The organism is Leptospira broomii serovar Hurstbridge str. 5399 (assembly GCF_000243715.2).
GTDB classification, from domain to species: domain Bacteria; phylum Spirochaetota; class Leptospiria; order Leptospirales; family Leptospiraceae; genus Leptospira_B; species Leptospira_B broomii.
In genome coordinates this window covers 2,163,139-2,180,918 of record NZ_AHMO02000008.1, presented here as the reverse complement: position 1 = coordinate 2,180,918, position 17,780 = coordinate 2,163,139, and the positions used below count along the sequence as shown (strand labels likewise).

The following is a 17,780-nucleotide window of genomic DNA, read 5'->3' as shown; positions in this document are numbered from 1 at the left end:
AAGGCATAAAAAAGTACCGCAGCTATGTCAAACCTCGCCGATACTAAAACTATGCAGGAGTTTTCCCCGCAATCCGACCTTGCCATCCGTTTTCGAAACTATGTAATTTTACTAGATCGGATCCTGAGAGAAGTGGAGGATGAACTGGAAGAAAACCGCGCAATCCGCCATGAATGGTCGGAATGGCATAGTAATTGGAAAAAAGTTTGGCTGAATCAAACGGAAGAATCCTCTCAGCTAAGAGAAAGAGTTTCCGTAAAGCTCCGGAATCGATTACCTTAAATTCAAGCGCACTCGTTCTTTTCAGCGATTTGGTGATTGGCCCCCCTATATGGATTGAGTCGGTCGAAAAAATCCCCGCCCCTCCTGGGCGGGGGCCGGATCGGTGGTACCCCTCGGAAGGCCGTATGCCACAAAATTCCTCTTCTAGCAACACTTTTCCAGTGATCAAACTTTGAGGGAGCTCCTACAGGTTTTTCTTCAAGACTTTCAGGGAACGGCCATGATCCGCATAGTTTGAAAAAGGGGTTGAAATTATGTCTCTAAACCGATTCACTCGGAAATACTGAGGAATAGAATGGGGAGAAAACTATCACCAAGAATCTTTCTGCTATTCCTATTAGCGGCCAGCTCAGTAGGCCCTCTCCAACCTGAGTCTTTACCCTTCTTTAGCTTGAAGGAAAAGGAAGCGCGAACCTTTTTTAAGCGCGGACTGGCATATTACAATAAGGGAGAGTTCGCGGCTGCTCGCGAAAACTTTCTGAAATCCCTTTCCCTGAAACCCGACTTTCCACACGCAAAATTCTTTCTATCGGAAACATATTACCTAAGCGGAGACTGGCAGGAAAGTTTAGCGGAATTAGAGCAATTAGAATCTTCGGGCAAGCTGAATCTAATTCGAAAAAGCAGATTAGATGCCCTCAGATTTCAATTAGGCGGAAGCAACCGAAAAGACACTTTAGAATATTATAAATCTGTAAATGGAGACGACCTCAGAAGGTTTCGATTCCGCAACCCGACGGACGTTGCGGTGGATGAGGAAGGATATTTATACGTTACGAGTTTCGAAACCGCAAATATAGTAAAATTCGACGCAAACGGAAACCCTGTCGATAATTTCAAAGGTTCCTTAGGCCGTAATCTTCAGGGGCCCACTGCCATCGCCGTACGGGGAAAATCGATATTCGTAGCTGACTATGCCGGCGATACGATATACGAATTCAACACGCATGGCGACTACGTTAACCGATTCGGCAATACCGGAAAACAACCTGGCTATTTCCATGGACCTTCTGGAATTTTTCTTACAAGAGAGGGGTATCTATTCGTTTCGGATATGGGAAACGATCGAATTCAAAAAGTTGCAAAGGATGGAAGCTTTCTTCAAGAAATCGGAAAGGGTATTTTAAGACAACCCGCCGGTCTCAAGATCAATTCAAAAGGCGAGATCTTTGTAGCCGATAAAGGTAACCGAAGGATCGTCGTTTTCGATAAGGAGGGAAATTATCTAAAGGAGATAACTCATCCGGCTCTAAAAAAACCCCGCAATTTAACGATCCGCGAAAATAAAATTTACGTAGCGGACGAAGCTGCGGGTCTATTTATCTATGATTCGATTTCAAAAAATTGGTCCAATTTCGAAAGTTTTCGGGATTCGAAAAATAACGTTAGAAATTTCGACCAAGCTTTTGGAATCGGTTTCGATTATACCGGAACGATGTTTGTGACCGATTTCAATAGACATAGATTGGATATTTTCTCCCCGAAGGGCCAACTCGCTTCCAACTTAGATCTGTTAGTCGAACGAGTGATCAGTTCCAACTATCCCGATATTTCTTTAGTCGTGCAAGCTCGAGACCGCCACGGCGCTGCGGTAAAAGCCATACCGCGCAATTCGTTCCGGGTTTACGAAATGGATAACCTTTCGCCGCTAATCGGACTTACGAATATGCAAAAATACAATAATCGAGTAACAGTCTCGATAGTGGCGGAAAATTCCAAACAAATCGCCGAGTCGTACCCGCTGATTGAAAAAGCGCTAAAACCATTTCTATCCGAAATCCGATCCGAAGATAAGATTCAGCTTTTGAGATCAGGAAAAGATACTCAGGTCGCTTATTCTTTCGGAAAAAGCATGTACGATATTTTTCGCGCAATCAGAGCCTTTATACCGGAGGAAGAATCACAAATCGGCAAATCGTTGCAAAGAGGAATTACCGATCTGCTGGACAGCGTAGGTCCTCGCGCGGTCTTAGCGGTCGTTTCCGGCAAGGACCTGAAAGCGGGGTTTACCCAATTTTCCCCTACAAAAATTATCCGTTTTGCAGTAGCTCATGATATTCCTATCTTCTTTCTTTGTTTGGGAGAAGAAGGAGAATCGGTCCAAATATACAAGGAAATTGCTGAAAAGTCCGGAGGAAAATTCTTGATGATCCCCGGAGGAGGCGCCGAAAAAAGTTTGCGGAATTGGGTGGAATCCAAAAAAGATCGACGATATTTGCTTTCATTCAAAAGCCGGATCGACTCGTCCGGCGGAGAGGTATATATCCCCGTCGTCGTCGAAGCAGTATTCAGAAACTCGAACGGAAAAGCGGAAACCGGATTCTTTAGTCCATGAGAACTTTAATAAAATATAAATTTCTTTTTCCTAATTTACTCGTCATCTTAACGATTCTACTATTACCGTCGGCTTCGCACATCTTTGCCAAAGAAACGATAGAATGGATTAAGCAAGGTGAATCCTCCTTAAAAAATCGAAACTATGCGGATGCATATGACGCGTTTAGGGAAGCAGTACAAAAAAATCCTCAATCGGTCAGATCTCACCTCGGTCTTTCCGAGGCAGCATTACGACTTCATAAAGAAAAGGAAGCGTTGCGCTCCTTAAATAAAGTCTTAGAATTAGAACCGAAAAACAAAATGGCCGTCAAAACTAAGGCGGTGACACTGTCAAAACTCGGACAATATGAGGAAGCTTCGGCGGTGATTCGGCCGTTTCTGGACGAGGATCGATACGATATAGATTTATTTCCGGTACTGGTGGAAGTTCAATTAGCGCAAGGTAATATTGAAAAAGCGACCTTCGAATTGAATTCCGCATTATCCAGGATGCCGAAAAATCGGGAAATCAGAATGTTGGAGGCTAGAGTTGCGGCGCTTGGAGGTAATTTTTCGAAAGCCCAGGCATTGCGAAATCAATTAGAATCGGAAACTTCCGACGATCCGAGCGTATTTTTGGAGTCCGGAAAGTTTTTACTTCTTTGGTCGGAAAAACTCTCGGGAAATCGAAGGGATTCCAAAATTCAGGAATCCGCTGAAAAACTGGAACGGGCAATTGCACTTTACCCGGATGAAGAAGAAGCGCTTAGATTGCTTGCTAAAACGAGAATCTATGCGGGACGGTATGCGGATGCAGAAGAATTTCTGAATCGATTGCTGGTTCTCTTTCCCTCCTCAACCGAGTATTTATATTTAAGATCGTTTGCACGTCTTAAAAAGGATCCTAGTTCGAAAGAAGGTCGTGCCGACCTTGAACGCCTACTTACTCTTGACGATTTGGACCCTTTCATACGAGAGCGGGCTGAAACATTATGTTTGGAAAATCTTCCGGAAGGAAACAATACTCGTAGAACTTTAGGTGAATATAGATTGCAGCGTTTTCGTGCAAATCGAAATAGCTTCTTATATGATCTAGCTTGGGTCCATCTGATGCGGGCGCGAGAATTGCTACCGAACCGACCGGAAATTCTCGTACTTGTCCTGGAAGAATATAAAAGAAGAGGTTTATTCCCTCAGTATTTTAACCTTCTCTTAACACTAAGGGAAAAGTTCCCCGACAATAAGAAATACGGTTACGCAATCGAGAATAATCTGGAGAATTTTAAGAAATCATTAAGCTATCGGGAAGGCTTAATCAACATAGGAGAATTCGGTATCGAAGAAGACTATGGTAGAACCCCTCCGGAGCTTTTAATCTTCGATCTTGAGACGGAGGATTTTTTATCCAAACACCCGGATGCACCTGTAATCGCCGGAAAAGCAATTCGAACTTTCCTTTCCAAAGATCCTCGAATCAGAGCCGTAGATCTGGACTCGCGTCGAAAGAAGGAAGGACTCGACCAAGAACCGTACTCCGGGGCAATCATAAAAACCGAAAAAAACTTTTCCCAAATTAAAAACGTAAAGGGAGAATCGCTTCGATTCGTAGCTAGCGGAAAACTCTCCTTTAAAAACGGCGCTCTAAGAATGGAATGGAACTTAAGAGACCATAAAGAGGAAAAAAATCTAGGAACGTTTCGAATCTATGCAAAAGGTCGGGACGCTCTCTCCGAAGCAACCCTACGAAGCCGAGACAAACTTCTATCCTTAATACCTGCCATGGGTCGAGTACACCGAGTTAAAGAAGATTCGATCATTATCAACGCCGGACTAGTGGACGGAATCGCCAAAGGCACGGTTTTATATTTATATAACTCTTCCGCTAAGGTCGGGGAAGCCGTCGTACAGGAAGCGGATCTTTATACCTCTAAAGCGATTCCAAAGAATACCGACGAGGTCTTGCGAACCCTTGCCGTCGGAAACAGAGCGTATTGGCATCGAGTGAAAGAAGTCGGTAGTGAATGAACCTACTATTCCTAAATCCATCTAATCCGCAAATATCTAACTAAGCGAGAGGAACTCCCCTCTCGCATTGAAATACATTTTCGGTGGCTCCCGAATCTTGACGGAAAGCTACTGGTAGGAGCTCCAACAAGCTTTCACGAATATTAAATCCTTGCGGCGCTTGTAATTCTGTGAAATAAGGCAATTCCACCGCTTCGCTCCGGCCCCCGCCCAGGAAGGGTGGGGAATTTTTACAGCATTCCTAAGACTTCGGATCGGATTAACAATTCATCTCTCGGTAGATTTCTGCTTGCCTCTTAATAACGAGTTATCATTATTGGTAACTGATGGGGACGGGGATCAAATTCAAAAAACAAAGGATGGTCCGAGCAATAGCGATTTTATCATTCGGATTTTTTCTGCCTGGAACCTATTATACATCTTCTCACAATCATCTCTTTCCAAAAGATCAAAAAAACTCTCATTTCATACTGGGCCAGCTGGCTTCCTCCGATTCCGGAAATTCCGCTGAATTCTGCGCTCTATGTATGCATATACGTGCAGGAGGCCAAACTTCCCCTCCAAACAACGACTTCTCCCAGAAGATTCCAGCAATTTCTTCAGAAATAAACGGCTCAATTTTATCCATTTATATACCCCTTTTTCAGTATCTATCCACTCCCGGTAGATCCCCTCCTTTTCTTTCTTAAAATAACGAGCGTCTTTCGCATCTAGGATTCCATGGGTTTCGTAGATTAGTTATTTATAAACTTCCAATATAGGAAAGAAATGAAATCTGAAAAATTACATAGCGGTAAACTTATTTTTCTTGCGCTTTTTTTAAGTCCTTGGACGGGACTTTTGGCTCTTGATGTAAACTTAAAAGGAACAGTCAAAGATCCGACAGGAAAACCGATCCAAGGCGCAAGGGTAGTACTAAGTGAAAATAATGTTTCAATAAAAACTGGAGCAGACGGTAACTTTGAATTCCAGCACTTGACCCAAGGATCGTATTCCGTAACTGCAATCGCACCCTACTATCAACCGAATACGATTCGAGTAGATGTGGGGGGAACGGACCAGACGATCGAATTTACTTTAAAGCCGACTTTCTTAGAAAGTCAAGCGATCAACGTAACGACTAAATCGACCGCTTCCGATTTCCTTTCGACTCCCCAGCCGACTACCGTGGTGGAAGGAAGACAACTTCAAAGATTAAGAGGGCAAAACGTAATGTCGACGTTGGATAATACTCCCGGAGTTGCCAATCTATCTACCGGAGCGGGGGCTGCAAAACCGGTCATCCGCGGATTAACCGGGCAACGGGTCTTGGTGATGACCGACGGAGTCAGACAGGAAGAGCAGCAGTTCGGAGACGATCATACTGTAGAAGTCGACTCGTTCAGTATCGACAGGCTCGAAGTTGTGCGAGGCCCCGCGTCGGTCCTCTATGGTTCGGATGCGTTAGGCGGTGTTGTGAATATTATCCGTTCCAAGGCGCCGACCGCAAAGGACAACGCACCAATACTCGCGGGTAATATATCCTCCAACAGTTTTACGAATAACCGCCAAGACGCAGGTTCAATCTCCTTATATGGCTACGACAAGAATTTGAACGTAGGTTATCGGGTGCATACGGATGAAAGAAAAGCATCAGGTATCCGGACTCCAAACGGAAAATTACCGAATACTGGGATGAACGAAAAAAATATCAGCGCCTCCATCGGGACAGACGGCTCCTGGGGAAATGCATACATTGACAGTTTTCAACGGACTCAAGAACAGGATCTATATGATAACCCGGTGGACAATCCGCAAGGAAAAGGATTACAGAAACTATCGCATCAAAAGACTCACATTCATTCTTTCTTTATACTTCCTTTGATAAACATAGAACTCGACGCGGGCTATCAACGAAATAATCGAAGAGAAATCCCGGATAAGAACCGATACGCCCCGATTTACAGCGACCTTACCGGCAGTTCTCTTACTCAGTTTCAAAAAGCGTTCGAAATATACCAGGTAAATGCGAATAACTTCAAACAGGGCTTAAATCTCTTTTTGGATACGACTACCTTTGACGCGAAGGTTCATCATAAGGAATGGAAAGGATTAAAAGGCACGATCGGCTTCCAAGGAATGAATCAGAAGAACGCTACGATCGGAACGAATCCTTTGGTTCCGGGGGATCAACTAAATAACGTCGGATTTTTCTTTCTTGAACAATGGAGAGTCGGTGATTTTACCTTTTCTATCGGAGGACGTCACGATAAACGATCAATCAGCGTGAATACGAATCCCGCATTGAATGTCGTTCAACAAACACGAAACTTTGATGCAAACACCGGTACCTTAGGCGCTCTCTGGAAGTTTGCCAAGGATTTTTCGTTGGCATTAAATGCGGGCAGAGGATTTAGAGCTCCTACGGAATTTGAACTATTCGCCGATGGAGTTCACGAAGGGACAGGCAAGTTCGAGTTAGGTAAAAACACTCTTCGGCCGGAAACATCTCTGAATTATGATACTACTCTTAGATATGCGACGGATCGCCTACAATTAGAACTCAGCGCTTTCCAAAACAATATTAATAATTACATCTATTCCGTAAGTACCGGCGCCTTTGACCCAATCTCCGGATTCGGAATCTACAATTATCGACAAGATAAGGCTCAGTTGACGGGGGGAGAATTCAGTTTTCAATACCAGACGACTTCTTGGCTCGTTTTAAGCGGTGGGATCGATTTACTTCAAGGAAACGTAACTAAGAAACCCGACCCTTCCATACTATTGAATCTAGGCGGTATCGACTTCCGATCGATCCTGTTCGACCTGGAAAATAAAAATTTACCGAACATGACTCCCAACCGGGCGAGATTCGGCACCAAGTTTACGACTAATAAAATGTTCGGTTTAGAGAATCCTTATTTTTCGGTAAACGGTAACTTCGTTCAACCCCAGTATCGGGTCGGCGTACTCCAAACCCCGTCCCACGGTTATAATCTTTATGATCTGGGCTTCGGAGCCGCAATACCCGGATTATCCAACGGAACGGATTCGGCGACATTCGACGTCGGAGTCCAGAATTTATTCAATACTAAGTATGTGAATCCGCTCAGCAGATACGCTACTTACGCGTTAAATCCCGGAATTAATATCACTTTCAAAGTCGATATACCGTTTACATTAATATCAGATTCAAAATGAGGGAAACATCATGACGAAATACTTAATAATCAACCTCGTCCTACTATTCTCGATCGGTTTAGGTAACTGCACTTATAATCCTCAATCTAAAAGAGAACACGAACGATACAATAAGCTAGAACTGCTCTCAGAGCTTGTTCAAAGCAAAATAACGGCGGACTGCGTTTATTGCACCAACACTCAGGCATTTCAAGGGAACTGTACTTGTTACCAGAATATTCCGCTTGGAACTTGTATGGGCATACCGTCAGGAACCGGAAAATCAAATTCATATAATATAACTTGTTCGACCTTAACTACGAACGGGATTTGGGCGAATGTGTCCCCGAATGCTTTTACGTGTACCTATCAAACCTGTCCGCCCGCCGCTTATCAGGCGGCGTTTACCGCACAAGGACAGTAAAATTAAAAATACAGAATATTCGACGCTTACATTCAAAAATCCCCAGTTCGAATGTAAGCTTAGTATGGTCACAAAAGAAACCGTTTTCGATACGAAGTATTTATAGTAAAAAATAAGGTAAGTTCGAGAACGAGGGAAGAGCATTCGGAGAATCGAAAAGGCCGAACGGAATGCCTATATTGGCAACATTAGGAGGGTCAATTTGCAAAGCCGGAGCTAAAAAGTCAATGAGTCGAAGTTCGATAGGTCTTAAAATTTTGATCAGGACGGGATCGACGAATCCGTAAATTCCTCCTGTATCTTCCAGACCTGTCCTCCGGAAGCTTATAGGTCGCCTTTTGCTTCGGATGGACGTTAAAATATAAACCGGCTTATCTTCTTCATTCGAAGTAGAACGGACAACGTCAATAAATGGGAAGTCCCGTATTATAATCGATGGAAGTTCTTTTGTATGAAGAGGAAAGCAAATCCGAGGAAATCAAATAATCCGCGGAGATCCGATTGTTTGCAACAGGGATATTATATAAGACTGCAATCCGAAGGAGCGCCTTTACGTCCGGGTCATGGGGCTGAGCTGTGAGTGGATCCCAGAAAAAAATCATAACGTCAATCTCACCGTCGACGATTTTCGCCCCGATTTGTTGATCACCGCCGAGCGGGCCCGAAAGAAATCTATGAACGGGAAGATCCGTCTTTTCGTGAACTACTTTACCGGTAGTCCCTGTACCGTATAAATGATGCCGCCGTAGCTCTTCTTTATGAAGAAGAACCCATTCGACAAGGTCCTGCTTTTTATTATCATGCGCTATTAAAACGATTCTTTTTGTCTCAGGAACATTGGCAGTTTGCATCGGGATCTACCTCTTCATTTCACGGTCTCTAGCGCCAGCCAATCCTGGAATCATTTTTTTAAGCCGTAACTCCAGTCTTTCGTGTTCGTACAAGTCATATTTGAACGCAGGAATGATTCCTAGGCGATCGTTAGGTCGATCGCAGGCAAATTAGGATAGTACCTTATCTCCGATCCGACAAAAAACCAGCTCCCGGACTAACCAAGAATCCGATAACTGAAAGAATTACGTCGGATCACAAAAACATGAATGCATAGCCGCCTCACCCGCAAGCGATAAGGGTCGCAAAACGTTCATCGATAATATAATTCAAAATATTATTTCTATCTAATATCAGATTCAAATTCATCTCATCGCTTACGATATTCGGCCGAGGTGGAAGAGCAAAAACACTCTGCTAATTATTAGAGAATCCCCTTCTTCCAAGGCTAAGAAATTCTTCGATACGGACCTATTAGACTAAGGTCAAGGGAGAACGGAGACTTCAGCAGCACAGAATTATGCTTTCCTTATGTTGCTTTTGAACCGAAGTCTAACGGAAAAAAAATCGCAAAATACTTGTTACCGTTTCTTAGTTTTTAGAATTGGAAGTAGCCATGAGTGAAATACTGCAACTGGCAAACGGATCCAAAGCAAGAGCAATAAGGCAATTTAAACATTTCGTTTCCTACCTAATCATGCGGTCGGTCCTTTTCCCATTTTCATTCCTACCTTATAGGGTATGTATATTTTTCGGTTCGGGATTAATGTTACTGCTTTATCCTATAGCCCAAAAACATCGCAAAATAGCTTACCAAAATATATCTTACGCATTTCCGGAATTGACGCATAAAGAGAAATTATTATTGGTACGAAAGCATTTCAGATTTCTCGGTGTGATTCTTGGTTGTTTTTTCTACGAGCAAAGAAATCCAAAAGCTTGGTATGAAAACTACATATCTTACGATAAGGAATCCGAAAAAACCGAGAAAGAAATACAAGCTTCCGGCAGTGGTGTAGTGATCGTTTCAGGTCATATAGGAAATTGGGAGAGCATGGCGGTCTATATGCCTCTCCGTCTTCCGAAGGTAGGCACTTTATACAAGCCAGCCAAAAACCCGTACGTTAGTAATTGGGTGGATAAGAGAAGGCAAAATTACGGTAGGGTTGTCACGATTCCGATCGATCGGCCGACGGAAGTACTTCGTAAGTTGAAGGATGGATATTGGCTTGCTTTCTTTGCCGACCAAAACGCGGGAGATAACGGGATTTTCATTCCGTTTTTAAATAGACCGGCTTCGACACATCAGGGTCCGGCAGTGATGTCCTATATAGCAAAAGTCCCACTGGTCTTTTATACCACGGAGTATATAGGTAAGGGAAAATTCGAAATCACTTGTGAGGATTTAGGAATTCCTGTAAAGCTGCCAGAAGAAACGAAAGAGGATATGATCAGGAGAACTACCGAAATCTGGACGAAAGTATTGGAAACTAAAATCAGGAAATCACCCGAACAGTACTTTTGGGTCCACCGCAGATGGAAGACTCAACCGAAAAGTTTATCATCTTAAAATGCGGGGAAACATAGTTTCGAGCTTATGTTTATCCGCTATGCGCCGATCTTATTTATGAATGCGCCATTTTCGTTCGCTAAGCTTGCCCAATAAAAAGCAAAGTCTCATTCTCTTTATTATAATCCCCTTGTTTTGCATATTAGGGGAATCGGATCCGCATGACCGCTTTCCGGAAAAAAGGCTGGAAATGCTAATTCCGGAATCCGCGAACGAAGGACCTTGGAGCGAAAATCCTTTAGAGTTTCATGATTTGGACTTTCTCGGTAATTTTTCCGAAGATAATTCAAAATCCTTAATAAAGAAAGCCGGTGAAGAATTAGGAAAAGCTCTAGATGCATTTAGAAAAACAAGCTTTGCGATCGATCGAAGAAGAAAAGACGAAGAAGCAAAATCATTGGATTCCGAACGATATGATTGGCAAAGAAAAACTAGACTCGAAAATTTCGATAGGGTTTTGAATCGGGATCTCGCTCGGGCAAGATTGGAGACGATCAGCCTACTCGCAATGGCATCTCAAAATCTTGATAAAGTTAAAAACCCGAACATTAAGCAAACGAGTTCCTTTTTAGAAATTCAGGCCGGAGTCTATCGCGAATTAATCAAACATCAATATGCGATGAAAAATTTCGTTCAATCGGCCGGTTTTCTGGAGAAGTATATCGACTTAGATCCGAAATTCAACGGAGAACCGGAACCTCACCAACTCCTCGCGCATTGCTATGAAAGACTTTATCTGGCTGCAAAAAAAAGTAAGGATGAGGATAGCGCTCAATCTTATCTATCTTTAAGAAGAAAACACGGAATTCTTTACGCCGAACTCAAGTACGGTCAAAATTCCTACGAATTTAAAAAAGTAATGGAGCTACTCGCTCGAGATTAGAACCCGTATAGCATTCCGTCGAGTATCAGGTATGCTCTGGAAGACCCAATTCCTTACGAAGTCTTTTATTCTCCTCGACTAACTCTCGTATCTCCTGTTCGGTATAGGCAAATAATTTCGTTTGGGCTTCCAGAATCCGATTCATTTCTATCTCTTCGATACTGGAATATTCGAGAGCGCGCTCAGTCGCTTTTCTCAACTCCAATGCATGCTTCAATTCCAGCGTTTTTAGATTGTCGATAATTTCCGAAACTTTTAGACGTTCGTGCAGCGTAAGCAGTTCCTGATTTTTAAGCTCGTTGACTCTCTCGATCGCCTTATTAATGTCTTCGTTGTTCTTTTTTATCTTGGCTTCAAACTCTAAGATGGCGTGTAAAGCAGCGTTCGCTTTATGCGCATCTTGATATTCTTTATTAGCCAGTTCGAAAACGCCTTCAAAGAAACCTACATTAGCCAAGCAGCTATTACCGATTTCGTTAGCGATCAATTTAAAAAATTCAGTTTGAATGACTCTATCTAAAATGATGCGTAGAGTCCTAGGTTGGACGGGATTTTCCAGGACCTCCGACTTACCCTTAGGAGACAGTTTCGGAAAAATCTCCTCGGCATCGGGTGAAACGATAATGATTAAAGCGACGAACGGATGTAGTTCGAAACGTTTCAAGAAATCGTCCTTAATCTCATTCCATTCTTTGATCTGGGTATTTACATAAAAGACATTGATATCCTGTGGATCTAATTCGATCGTTTTATAATCCTTGAGAACCACTTTGCGCAATTCTATATTGATACGGGGATGCTTCCAGATATGGACGGGGAATTCCGCTCCGGAGGTGATATGCCATATATTTGCGGTTTTCAAAGCCGACTGCCCCCTATGCATGCGTCTTAAAGGTGACGGAACCCAAATTTTTCGGATTCTGCCGGGCTCAAGGCTAACCCCTTCCTTCCCGGTTTCTCCATAAAGATAATTTCTTGAGTACCACTGTCAATTTCGTTTTTAGGGGTTCCAAATACCGGAAACTCCGAGCCAGGAAATCGGAGACGGGCGAAAGTCTCTCCCCGATTCTTGCAAAAAACTTCATAACAGGTAAAGGCAATCGCATATCCGTTCTCTTTAGCATGATATTTAAGCTAATGATCGTAACGACGATGTTGCCTGCCCAGGGACCGAGCCAAACCGGAAACTTACTATTATCGGAGACATTGCTGCCAACGGTGAATAAACCCCAGTAAATTATGATTAAAACCACAGCCATCGTGAAACTCATCCCTTTTCCGGAACGTTTCACGACTAAACCGAGCGGAAGAGAGATAATTGAAAAAATTAAACAAGAAATCGGCATCGCAATCCGCCGATGGATCTCCACATTAAATTTCGCCAGCACTTTTTTAGATTGTTTAAGTAATGCATCCAGCTGTGTCAGAATCGAAAATTTCTGGGTTTTTTCGGAAGCGGAAATGGTCGGATCCTGCGCGGTTTGAATGACATCGATCTGCAACTGAGTCACCATCGCTTTCAAACCGCCGATTCCCTTTATCGACAACCCCATTTCGTGCAGTATTTCTAATCCGGGAATGTTTTCCAACCCTTCGCTTTCGATGCTATTTCGAATGGAGATCAACACAGGCATGGTAAATGTTTCGGGACTCACGTTCAGCTCTAATGTTTTCTTTTCTTCCTTTTTGGGAATATTATAATCCATTTCCCCGTTGCGTAGGTCATAGACGGAGAATCCTTTCTTATCCTGATTCCATTCCAAGATCCAACCGCCCTTCAATCGGATCGATTTTTCGAATTCTCCGTTCGGTCCCATTTTTTCAACGAGGGTTCCTTTTTTGGCGGCGATAATTTGAGAAAGGCGGGAACCACCCATCGGAATCGCCGTCGTGCCTATGTAAAAGTACTCGTCACCTTCAAGAGAAATCGTCCATTCTCGAATTTGAACTCCGCTCAATTCTCCGGTTTCGGGATTAACTCCCTCGGTATACATGGTCCGCCCCTTTTCTTCAAAGAGACCTTGCGTCTTATCCCCGCTGAATTGGCCTGGAGTCATTGCAAGAAGAGGATTATAAGCCATAACCCATTTATTGAATTCCTCCATTTTCCTGGTATTTTCCGGAGAAAGATAAAAATTCAGATATCCCACAACCAGCGCCATGACCGTTCCGAAAATGAGAAATACGACGTAGATTCGAGAGAAGCTGATGCCCGCAGAACGAATCGCAGTGATTTCGGAATCTCCGGATAATCTTCCCGCAGCCATGACCCCGCTCATCAGACAGGCCATCGGAATGGTCATCGGCATGATGTTTCCCAAGAGGTAACCGAAATAATCCAATAAACGAAGAGGGTCCACGCCTTTCCCGACGAAAAGACCGATCATCTTTTGAAGAGCGAGAGCCATATAGACTGTAGTGAAAAATAGAAGGGAAACGAAAAACGGAGGAACGATCTCCGATAAGATATAACGATCTAAAATGGGAAACCATCTCCAAAATTTTTCCCGGTCCGTATGAACATAAAATCCAGGAGGAAGATCGGCGACGCTATGAACTCTAACTGATCGTAGATCCGTACCTTTTCCGACTTTGCCTTTTGCCTCTACGCCAAAGACTTCCGTACTTCCCTTTCGAGTTGAGCGCGACTTGCTATTTGTAGAGGATTGGGCCGAAGCACCTTTCCCCTTTGGTGAAGGGGAAGTTTTTTTCAAGCAAGGATCCTTCCCTTTAGGGTGGCACTCGTAGCAGAAACGATCGTAACCGAAACGGACCGACCTATCATCGATATGGAATCCTCGCCTTCGGGAATCGGGAAGACGGTCATGCGACCGCAAGGAGTTCTACCACTGACTTCGTTAGCGGATTTCTTCGATATTCCTTCGATTAGAATAGAATATGTTTTTCCGATCCGCGCCTGATTCTGTTCCAAAGATATCGCAGTCTGTAAATCGACCAGCTTCGTAAGACGTTCCCCTTTTACTTCTTCGGATACATCGTCCGGATATCGTTTCTGGGCGATCGTCCCCTCTCTCTCCGAATATTTGAACATAAACGCCATGTCGAAGCCGACTTTCCTGACCACATCGAGAGTTTCTTCGTACTGCTCGTGGGTTTCTCCCGGGAATCCGACTATGATATCCGTAGTCAATCCAACGTGAGGTACATAACCTCTAATTCGATCAACGACTTCCAGAAATTCTTCCCGAGAATAAACTCTCTTCATATTCGTTAAGACTTCGGTATTTCCGGATTGAAGAGGTAAATGTATGTTCGGACAAAATCTGGGATTCTCCGCCATCAACTCGAGTAAATGCAAGGGGAAATCTTTCGGGTGAGGCGACGTGAAACGAATTCTCTCGATTTCCGTTTCGTTTAACAATAAACGTACTAAACCGGCAAAGTCGACGTCTTCGAATTTATATGAGTTTACATTTTGACCCAGGAGCGTTAGTTGTTTCACGCCCTGGGCTACCAAATCTCTGGTCTCCCTTACGATCGATTGCGGGTCCCTACTTCTTTCCCGACCTCTCGTATAAGGAACGACGCAAAAAGTACAAAAGTTATTGCAGCCGCGCATAATCGTAACGAAAGCTTGGACTCCGTTAACTACCCTTGGCTCGATTTCGTCGTAGGTTTCGATTTTGGAAAGCCGAGTTAGAGAAACGGATTGTTCCCCCGTTCGAATCCTGGAAATTAAATCCGGCAAGGTGCGATAATTATCAGGCCCGACCACTAGGTCCAAAGGAAGTTCCTGGTGGAATAAATCCTCCCCGAGATTTTGAGCCATACAGCCCAGAACTCCGATGACGAGAGAAGGATTTCTTTTTTTTAAATAACCTAGACTTTGTAAACGACCGTAGATTTTAGCATGCGCATTCTCACGGATCGCACAAGTATTCAAAAAGATGACGTCGGATTCCTCAGGATCGGAAACCGTTTCATATTGAGCGCCTTGCATTAAACTAGCTACGATTCCGGAATCGTATTCGTTCATTTGGCAGCCGTAGGTCTCTATATAAACCTTACCGGCTTTGACCGCAGCTTCTATTACGCTCATAAGACGAGTTTTTGAGGTAGAAATCGTGTGTAAAGGGGATTTCATGACTCTTTTCCCGATTGAAAAATCGTTTCCTAATCTTATCGAATCGGGCAGAATCGGAAGAAACGGAAAAACCAAGGATCGATTACCGCAGGTATAGTTATGAACCGAAAGGCAGATTATTACGGATTATTGGGACTGCCTCGAGACGCCGAAAAAAACGATATCGAAGAAGCGTTCGATAACTATATTTCTTCCTTAGACATGAACATGTGGTATCCCTGGAGAACGGAAGCCTTAAGAGAAGGCGCGGAAGCATACTATTTTCTTTCCGATCCTGTTCGAAGAAAACGTTATGACGGTTCTTTAGATTATGAATTAGTATTATTGGACCCGAACGGAGTTCCAAAGGAATTCGAACAATACTTCGAAATCCAGAAAATTACGACACCGAAAGAATACCAAAGATTATACCGACAGTTCCTACTCCTTAAATACGAACGGGAAGACAAGCTTTGGTCTCTTCGGAATACCACGCTTTTCTTCCTAGGTTGTTTTAGCTTTCTGATGATCGTATCGCTGATACTCGTTATTTTTCAAAAAAACAGTTGGCTCTCATCCAATTCCGACCTTTTCTATCGTAAGTGGGGTCTCCTTCTTTCTTCCGGTTTAATGGCAGGGGGTTACCTTTTCTTCCGGGTTCTTTACTTGAATCGGGTGTTATCGAAAAGAGAAAGAAAGAGAGAACAGGAGATCGATGAAGAGAGCCGCCAAGCTTGACCCGAAAGCACTCACAAGGGAAGAAGTCGAATATTATTATTCCCTACTGCAAGAAGAAGTAACCGAATACAATTGCGGTTCCTTATGTGCCCCCACCAACGGGGGGATTCCCATTTGCTGCCAAGCGGATAACGCACTCCCAGCCTTATATAAATCCGAGTATGAAATGCTTTCCGAAAGAACGGACCTTTGGAAGGAATACGTTCCCGGTACAAAGGAGGAAAAAAAAGAATTCGCCGAATACGACCAAAGAAAAATTACGTTTTGCGAATGCAAAGGCGTTGCACATTGTGAAAGGGAAAATCGCTCCATTAGTTGCCGTACATTTCCCTTAGAACCTTATTTGGATACAAGAGGAGTGATCGTCGGATTAGTTTTCATGAAAGAATTCACTTCTAAATGCCCGCTAACGTCTCATGAAAAGGATATTCGCCAGGAATTTATAGACAACCATTTCCTTTTTTGGGAAAAACTTCTCTTTAGGTTGGAATCCGAATACGAAGTCTATTGGGATTCGAGCAAAGCGTACAGGCGCTGGCGTAAAAGAACAGGCAATGATTTTCCGATCTTATACCCGAGTCATTTAAAAGGTAAAGAATATCTAAAGCAATACATCTAAATAGCGCAATATCTTATCTACAAATTTGAAGATGATGGGCATTATCGCCGCTAACCCTAATAGGCTTGTAAAAATCCATCTTGTCTGATTAACAATGGCAGAATGGATGTCGACTTTCAAACCTGCAATATCGGTTCGAATTTCTGTCCGAAAGGTTTCGAATTTTATATCCATCCGTGCGAATCTCTCATTCATATCCGACCGAAGAGTTTCGATTTTCAGATCAGTCTGCGCCAATCTCTCATTCATATCAGCTCGTAGTGTTTCAATCTTTAAATCAGTCTGGCCGGATCTCTCGATCATATCCGATCGCAGTATTTCGATCTTCACATCAGTCCATGCAAATCTCTCATTCATATCCGATCGCAGTATTTCAATTTTCAGATCAGTCTGCGCAAATCTTTCATTCATATCCGATCGCAGTATTTCGATCTTCACGTCAGTCCGTGCAAATCTCTCATTCATATCAGCTCTCTGAATTTCAATCTTTACATCAGTTGATGCGAACTTCTCCATCACTTGAGCGTGAAGAATCTTAATTTTTGATTCAATATTTGCAAAGCCCTCCTGAACGTTTTCTCGAAAGTCCAAGAATTGTCGGCCTACATCTAAGTATGATTGCTGCATTTCGAACCGTAATTTCCCCGACTCTTCCGCAATTGATTTAATGAAATCATTCGAAACCTGGCTTTCTAAAAATTTTGCTTCAGCTTCAAATGCATGGTTCAATAGATCGGTGAACTGATTCAATTCGTCCGGCCCCAAGCAGTCTTTCAATCGGTTCGGAATGTCTTGCGCAGAAATCATTTTACTTCTCCTGAATGAAGTTTGCAAGTTTTTTACTTT

Annotated in this window: 14 protein-coding genes; 9 read left to right on the top strand and 5 right to left on the bottom strand. The window is 43.2% G+C overall.

The genetic code is table 11. The features are described from left to right. Positions 1–24 precede the first annotated feature (24 nt). From LEP1GSC050_RS20690 to LEP1GSC050_RS20685, 5 genes are all read left to right on the top strand, one after another. Positions 25–282: a hypothetical protein gene (locus LEP1GSC050_RS20690; protein ID WP_408605396.1), complete on the top strand. Its 258-nt coding sequence runs from the start codon at positions 25–27 to the stop codon at positions 280–282. Positions 283–577: 295 nt separating this feature from the next. Next, a complete protein-coding gene (locus LEP1GSC050_RS15685) occupies positions 578–2,617 on the top strand; it encodes a tetratricopeptide repeat protein (RefSeq protein WP_010568690.1) in 2,040 nt (679 codons plus the stop codon). Then, positions 2,614–4,623 carry a tetratricopeptide repeat protein gene (locus LEP1GSC050_RS15680; protein ID WP_010568689.1) on the top strand — a complete coding sequence of 670 codons (2,010 nt, stop codon included), beginning with the start codon at positions 2,614–2,616 and terminating at the stop codon, positions 4,621–4,623. Before LEP1GSC050_RS15685 ends, LEP1GSC050_RS15680 begins: the two co-directional genes overlap by 4 nt. Before the next feature lie 768 nt (positions 4,624–5,391). Next, a complete protein-coding gene (locus tag LEP1GSC050_RS15670; protein WP_010568687.1) occupies positions 5,392–7,806 on the top strand; it encodes a TonB-dependent receptor in 2,415 nt (804 codons plus the stop codon). A 10-nt stretch (positions 7,807–7,816) separates the two neighbouring features. Further along, positions 7,817–8,209 carry a hypothetical protein gene (locus LEP1GSC050_RS20685; protein ID WP_010568686.1) on the top strand — a complete coding sequence of 131 codons (393 nt, stop codon included), beginning with the start codon at positions 7,817–7,819 and terminating at the stop codon, positions 8,207–8,209. Between the two features lie 404 nt (positions 8,210–8,613). Here LEP1GSC050_RS20685 and LEP1GSC050_RS15665 read toward each other — a convergent pair whose 3' ends face one another. Beyond that, entirely contained in the window at positions 8,614–9,060 is a 447-nt protein-coding gene (locus LEP1GSC050_RS15665) for a methylglyoxal synthase (protein WP_010568685.1), read from the bottom strand. Positions 9,061–9,656: 596 nt separating this feature from the next. Between LEP1GSC050_RS15665 and LEP1GSC050_RS15660 the strand changes: the two genes are divergently transcribed. After that, positions 9,657–10,610 (top strand): lysophospholipid acyltransferase family protein, encoded by a 954-nt coding sequence (locus tag LEP1GSC050_RS15660; protein ID WP_010568684.1) that lies wholly within the window; start codon positions 9,657–9,659, stop codon positions 10,608–10,610. A gap of 61 nt (positions 10,611–10,671) precedes the next feature. Then, complete coding sequence (locus LEP1GSC050_RS15655) at positions 10,672–11,493, top strand: FcpA-related putative periplasmic flagellar protein (protein WP_010568683.1); 822 nt, start codon at positions 10,672–10,674, stop codon at positions 11,491–11,493. A 25-nt stretch (positions 11,494–11,518) separates the two neighbouring features. Here the strand turns inward: LEP1GSC050_RS15655 and LEP1GSC050_RS15650 are convergent, their stop codons facing one another. The 3 genes from LEP1GSC050_RS15650 to miaB are packed head-to-tail and all read right to left on the bottom strand — an operon-like array spanning position 11,519 to position 15,553. Continuing rightward, positions 11,519–12,376 (bottom strand): hypothetical protein, encoded by an 858-nt coding sequence (locus LEP1GSC050_RS15650; protein WP_040911406.1) that lies wholly within the window; start codon positions 12,374–12,376, stop codon positions 11,519–11,521. Between the two features lie 52 nt (positions 12,377–12,428). Further along, a complete protein-coding gene (locus tag LEP1GSC050_RS15645; RefSeq protein ID WP_010568681.1) occupies positions 12,429–14,207 on the bottom strand; it encodes an LptF/LptG family permease in 1,779 nt (592 codons plus the stop codon). Further along, positions 14,204–15,553: a tRNA (N6-isopentenyl adenosine(37)-C2)-methylthiotransferase MiaB gene (miaB, locus tag LEP1GSC050_RS15640; RefSeq protein ID WP_040911771.1), complete on the bottom strand. Its 1,350-nt coding sequence runs from the start codon at positions 15,551–15,553 to the stop codon at positions 14,204–14,206. The genes LEP1GSC050_RS15645 and miaB overlap by 4 nt, the downstream gene beginning before the upstream one ends. Before the next feature lie 144 nt (positions 15,554–15,697). Between miaB and LEP1GSC050_RS15635 the strand changes: the two genes are divergently transcribed. After that, positions 15,698–16,315: a DnaJ domain-containing protein gene (locus tag LEP1GSC050_RS15635; RefSeq protein WP_010568680.1), complete on the top strand. Its 618-nt coding sequence runs from the start codon at positions 15,698–15,700 to the stop codon at positions 16,313–16,315. Continuing rightward, positions 16,293–16,934 carry a hypothetical protein gene (locus LEP1GSC050_RS15630; RefSeq protein WP_010568679.1) on the top strand — a complete coding sequence of 214 codons (642 nt, stop codon included), beginning with the start codon at positions 16,293–16,295 and terminating at the stop codon, positions 16,932–16,934. The genes LEP1GSC050_RS15635 and LEP1GSC050_RS15630 overlap by 23 nt, the downstream gene beginning before the upstream one ends. On the opposite strand, the gene LEP1GSC050_RS15625 is transcribed toward LEP1GSC050_RS15630, so the two are convergent. Continuing rightward, complete coding sequence (locus tag LEP1GSC050_RS15625; RefSeq protein WP_010568678.1) at positions 16,917–17,741, bottom strand: LA_3696 family protein; 825 nt, start codon at positions 17,739–17,741, stop codon at positions 16,917–16,919. The genes LEP1GSC050_RS15630 and LEP1GSC050_RS15625 overlap by 18 nt on opposite strands. Between the last annotated feature and the right edge of the window lie 39 nt (positions 17,742–17,780).

Coding starts and splice junctions, on each gene's coding strand:
- LEP1GSC050_RS20690 (WP_408605396.1), top strand. CDS start 25: ATGTCAAACCTCGCCGATACTAAAACTATGCAGGAGTTTTCCCCGCAA.
- LEP1GSC050_RS15685 (WP_010568690.1), top strand. CDS start 578: ATGGGGAGAAAACTATCACCAAGAATCTTTCTGCTATTCCTATTAGCG.
- LEP1GSC050_RS15680 (WP_010568689.1), top strand. CDS start 2,614: ATGAGAACTTTAATAAAATATAAATTTCTTTTTCCTAATTTACTCGTC.
- LEP1GSC050_RS15670 (WP_010568687.1), top strand. CDS start 5,392: ATGAAATCTGAAAAATTACATAGCGGTAAACTTATTTTTCTTGCGCTT.
- LEP1GSC050_RS20685 (WP_010568686.1), top strand. CDS start 7,817: ATGACGAAATACTTAATAATCAACCTCGTCCTACTATTCTCGATCGGT.
- LEP1GSC050_RS15665 (WP_010568685.1), bottom strand. CDS start 9,060: ATGCAAACTGCCAATGTTCCTGAGACAAAAAGAATCGTTTTAATAGCG.
- LEP1GSC050_RS15660 (WP_010568684.1), top strand. CDS start 9,657: ATGAGTGAAATACTGCAACTGGCAAACGGATCCAAAGCAAGAGCAATA.
- LEP1GSC050_RS15655 (WP_010568683.1), top strand. CDS start 10,672: ATGCGCCATTTTCGTTCGCTAAGCTTGCCCAATAAAAAGCAAAGTCTC.
- LEP1GSC050_RS15650 (WP_040911406.1), bottom strand. CDS start 12,376: ATGCATAGGGGGCAGTCGGCTTTGAAAACCGCAAATATATGGCATATC.
- miaB (WP_040911771.1), bottom strand. CDS start 15,553: ATGAGCGTAATAGAAGCTGCGGTCAAAGCCGGTAAGGTTTATATAGAG.
- LEP1GSC050_RS15635 (WP_010568680.1), top strand. CDS start 15,698: ATGAACCGAAAGGCAGATTATTACGGATTATTGGGACTGCCTCGAGAC.
- LEP1GSC050_RS15630 (WP_010568679.1), top strand. CDS start 16,293: ATGAAGAGAGCCGCCAAGCTTGACCCGAAAGCACTCACAAGGGAAGAA.
- LEP1GSC050_RS15625 (WP_010568678.1), bottom strand. CDS start 17,741: ATGATTTCTGCGCAAGACATTCCGAACCGATTGAAAGACTGCTTGGGG.